The sequence below is a fragment of the Gammaproteobacteria bacterium genome, assembly GCA_013696315.1.
Classification (GTDB): Bacteria; Pseudomonadota; Gammaproteobacteria; order JACCYU01; family JACCYU01; genus JACCYU01.
This window is the reverse complement of sequence record JACCYU010000252.1, coordinates 1-4,497: the sequence shown is the minus strand read 5'-3', so window position 1 is coordinate 4,497 and position 4,497 is coordinate 1. Positions and strand designations below refer to the sequence as shown.

The window sequence follows — 4,497 nt, the reverse complement described above, 5'->3', positions numbered from 1 at the left end:
CGATACCATCATCAATCAGAAGGGCAAGGACTGCATCTGCATTTACGTGGCGATCGGGCAGAAGGTTTCCGCCATCGCGAACGTGGTGACCAAGCTGGAAGAACACGATGCGATGTCGCACACCATCATCGTCGCCGCCGGCGCGTCGGACTCCGCAGCCATGCAATATATCGCGCCTTACGCCGGCTGCGCGATGGGCGAATATTTCCGCGATCGCGGGCGCGACGCGCTGATCGTCTACGACGACCTGACCAAGCAGGCCTGGGCATATCGTGAGGTGAGCCTGCTGCTGCGCCGTCCACCAGGCCGCGAAGCGTATCCTGGCGACGTGTTTTATCTGCACTCGCGTCTGCTGGAGCGCGCATCGCGGGTCAACGCGGAGTATGTCGAGCGTTTTACAGACGGCGAGGTCAAGGACAAGACGGGGTCGCTGACTGCGCTGCCGATCATTGAAACGCAGGCGGGCGACGTGTCTGCGTTCGTGCCGACCAACGTAATTTCCATCACCGACGGCCAGATCTTTCTCGATACAGACCTGTTCAACTCCGGTATCCGGCCGGCCATCGATGCCGGTCTGTCCGTATCGCGCGTGGGCGGAGCCGCGCAGACCAAGATCATCAAGAAGGTCGGTGGCGGCATCCGTCTGGCGCTGGCGCAGTATCGCGAGCTGGCGGCCTACTCGCAGTTCGCATCCGACCTGGACGAGCAGACGCGCAAGCAGCTGGAGCGCGGCAAGCGGATCACCGAGCTGATGAAGCAGAAGCAGTACGCACCGCTAAGCGTGGCGGAAATGGCCGTGTCGCTCTTCGCCGGCAACGAAGGTTATCTGGACGACGTGCCGGTCAACAAGGTGGTAGCGTTCGAAACGGAACTGCGCGGCTATCTGGGTTCCGAGCAGAAAGACCTGATGGACAAGATCGAGGAGTCGGGCGACTACAGCGACGACATCGTAAAGGGTATGCGCGAGGCGCTGGATGATTTCAAGGAAAACCACACGTGGTAATCACACGGTCACCGTGGTTCGTGCTAACGCAATGTTTCCGAACGATGAATAAGGTGTCAGCTTAATGTCAGGCGAGCGCGAAATTCGCACCAAGATCAAGAGTGTACAAAACACTCAAAAGATCACCAAGGCCATGGAGATGGTCGCCGCCAGCAAGATGCGCAAGGCGCAGCAGCACATGGAGGCGACGCGGCCTTATGCGCGCAAGATGCTGAGCGTGATCGGGCATCTGGCCAACGCGCACCTGGAATATCAGCACCCGTTCTTCGTCGAGCGCGAGCCCAAACGGGTTGGCTTCATCATCGTCTCCAGTGATCGCGGTCTGGCCGGCGGTCTCAACGTCAATCTGTTCCGGGCCACCATTCCCGCCATGCGTGACTGGCGCGACAAGGGCGCGGAGATCGATCTGTGTCTGATCGGTGGCAAGGCCGAAGCGTTTTTCAAACGTCTGGGCGCAAACGTGGAGGCATCGACCAAGGGGCTTGGCGACCGGCCGCGCCTGGCTGACCTGATCGGCACCATCAAGGTCATGCTGGATGCCTATTACGAAGAAAAACTCGACCGGATATTTCTGATCAGCAACGAGTTCGTCAACACCATGACGCAGAAGCCGCGCATCGTACAGCTGGTGCCGCTGGAGCCGGCCGAGGACGAGGAGCTCAAGCACTACTGGGACTACATTTACGAACCCGACGCGAAAGAGGTGCTGGACGGCATGCTGACCCGATATATCGAGTCGGTGGTGTACCAGGCCGTGGTGGAAAACGTCGCCTGCGAGATGGCGGCGCGCATGGTGGCGATGAAGAGCGCCTCGGACAACGCGGCGGAGTTGATCGACGATTTGCAGCTTGCCTACAACAAGGCGCGCCAGGCCGCGATCACGCGGGAGCTGTCGGAAATCGTGGCCGGCGCGGCGGCGGTATAAACAGGTGAGCAAACATTCTTAACTTTGAGGTTTAGAATTATGGCTAACAACCAGCAGGATTCGAAGAAGGATGCCGATAAGGAATCCAGGAAAGACCCCGCACAGGATTCCAAGAAAGAATCGGGCAACGAATCCAAAAAGTCCGCCAAGCAGTCCACCGGCAATATTGTCCAGATCATCGGCGCGGTGGTGGACGTGGAATTCGAGCGCGACAAGGTGCCCAATATCTACGACGCACTGATCGTCGAGGAGACGGGGCTTACCCTGGAAGTGCAGCAACAACTGGGCGACGGCGTGGTGCGCACGATCGCGATGGGTGGCACCGACGGTCTGAAGCGCGGCCTGAAGGTCAGCGACACCAATGAGCCGATCACGGTGCCCGTTGGCGAGAAGACTCTGGGCCGGATCATGGATGTGCTGGGCCGTCCCATCGACGAAGGAGGCGACATCGGCGCCGAGGAAACATGGCCGATTCACCGTCCCGCGCCGACCTTCGAGGAACAGGCTGGCAGCCAGGAGCTGCTGGAGACCGGCATCAAAGTTATCGATCTGCTGTGCCCGTTCGCCAAGGGCGGCAAAATCGGGCTGTTCGGCGGCGCCGGCGTGGGCAAAACCGTCAACATGCTGGAGTTGATCCGCAACATTGCGGCCGAGCACAGCGGGTACTCGGTGTTCGCAGGTGTCGGCGAGCGCACGCGCGAGGGCAATGATTTCTACCATGAAATGAAGGATTCCAACGTCCTCGACAAGGTCGCGCTGGTGTTCGGCCAGATGAACGAACCCCCCGGCAACCGCCTGCGCGTGGCTCTGACGGGTCTCACGATGGCGGAGTACTTTCGCGACGACGGCCGCGACGTGCTGTTGTTTATCGATAACATCTATCGTTACACCCTGGCCGGCACGGAAGTCTCGGCGTTGCTCGGCCGCATGCCTTCCGCGGTGGGTTATCAGCCGACCCTGGCCTCCGAGATGGGGCTCTTGCAGGAGCGCATCACCTCGACGAAAAAGGGCTCGATCACATCCGTGCAGGCGGTTTACGTGCCGGCCGACGACCTCACCGATCCATCGCCCGCGACCACGTTCGCGCATCTGGACGCGACCGTGGTGTTGTCGCGGCAGATCGCCGAGCTGGGTATTTACCCGGCGGTGGACGCGCTCGATTCCACCAGCCGCCAACTCGATCCTCAAGTAGTCGGGCAGGAGCATTACGACACCGCGCGTGGGGTGCAGAACACCTTGCAGCGCTATAAGGAACTGCGCGACATCATCGCGATCCTCGGTATGGACGAACTTTCCGAAGAGGATAAGCTGGCCGTGACCCGCGCGCGCAAGATTCAGCGTTTTCTATCGCAGCCATTTTTCGTGGCCGAAGGCTTCACCGGCTCGCCCGGCAAATACGTGTCGCTGAAGGACAGCATCGCCGGCTTCAAGGCCATCGTCGAAGGGGAGCACGACTCGCTGCCCGAGCAGGCGTTCTACATGGTCGGCGGCATCGAAGAAGCCGTCGAAAAAGCGGAGTCGATGGGCGGCGAATCAAAGTCCAAGTCGGGCAAAAAAGACAAAGACAAAAAGGGTGAGAAGTCCGAGAAGAGTGATAAAGACAAGAAATCTGACGAGGACAATAAGGAAAAGAGCGACAAGGAAAAGGGCGAGAAGAAGGACAAGTCCGACAAGGAAAAAGCTGAGCAAAAAGACAAGGGAAAGTCTGACAAGGACGACAAGGAGAGTAAGGGGAAAGACGCGAAAAAGGGCGAGAAAGCGTGAACCAGATGATGCTTAACGTATAACCATCGAGACGTGGAGAATTTACCATGAGCGAACAGGAGCCCACCTTCAAGTGACGCGCCTTTTTCAAGGGAAGCGACGTCTCGTACGGTATTTTTTATCCCGTGAATTATATCATCGCCGTGTTCGACTCGTATGAAATCGCGCAGCGCGCCGCACAAACCCTGCGCACGGCGGGTTATGGCGATGAAGAAGCCGTGCCATGAAAATATGTCATCGAAGACATCGAGAAAGGTATTAGCGAAGCGAACTGGCTTGCCCGCTTCAAACAGAATTTCTCCAGGGCGATCGGGAGCCGGGAGGGCTACTGGGAGGAGGATCTAAAACTAGCGAGAGGGCGCCGGATTCCTCGCGGGCTACACGCCTACCGACCCGGAAGCGCAAAGGGTGCTGCGAGTGCTGTAACCGCTCAATCCTAAACAGATGTGGCGCTATATGAAATTTGGGATCGAGCGCCTGGTTTAGGCGGACGCGTAGCGCGCGTAGCGAGATAAATTGTGATGGCGACCATGCGGGTTGATATCGTTAGCGCTTAGGGCGTGCGGAGAATTAGCGAAGTACGGATTCGCACCCGCGCGACAAGCCAGGGAAGGCCGAGGCAAACTAAATTAAATTAACGGAGCAACTATAGTTTTCCGGAGGCATCACCATGAACGGGCAAGAACCTACTTTCATCGGGCGTAGCCTTTTCAAGGGCCATGACACCCGGTTCGGCATTTTCTATCCGACGAATTTCATCATCGCCGTGTTCGATTCGTATGAGACCGCCAAGCGCGCCAGCGAG

At 58.4% G+C, this 4,497-nt stretch carries 2 protein-coding genes and 1 pseudogene; all 3 read left to right on the top strand.

Translation table 11 applies throughout. From position 1 onward, the window contains the following. A partial coding sequence (locus H0V34_14495; GenBank protein MBA2492836.1) for a F0F1 ATP synthase subunit alpha occupies positions 1–1,003 on the top strand: 1,003 nt, incomplete at its 5' end. Between the two features lie 64 nt (positions 1,004–1,067). Continuing rightward, positions 1,068–1,928, top strand: a complete 861-nt coding sequence (gene atpG / locus H0V34_14490; GenBank protein MBA2492835.1) for a F0F1 ATP synthase subunit gamma — start codon at positions 1,068–1,070, stop codon at positions 1,926–1,928. Between the two features lie 39 nt (positions 1,929–1,967). Further along, positions 1,968–3,452 (top strand): annotated as a pseudogene (gene atpD, locus H0V34_14485) (F0F1 ATP synthase subunit beta). The last annotated feature ends 1,045 nt before the right edge of the window (positions 3,453–4,497 follow it).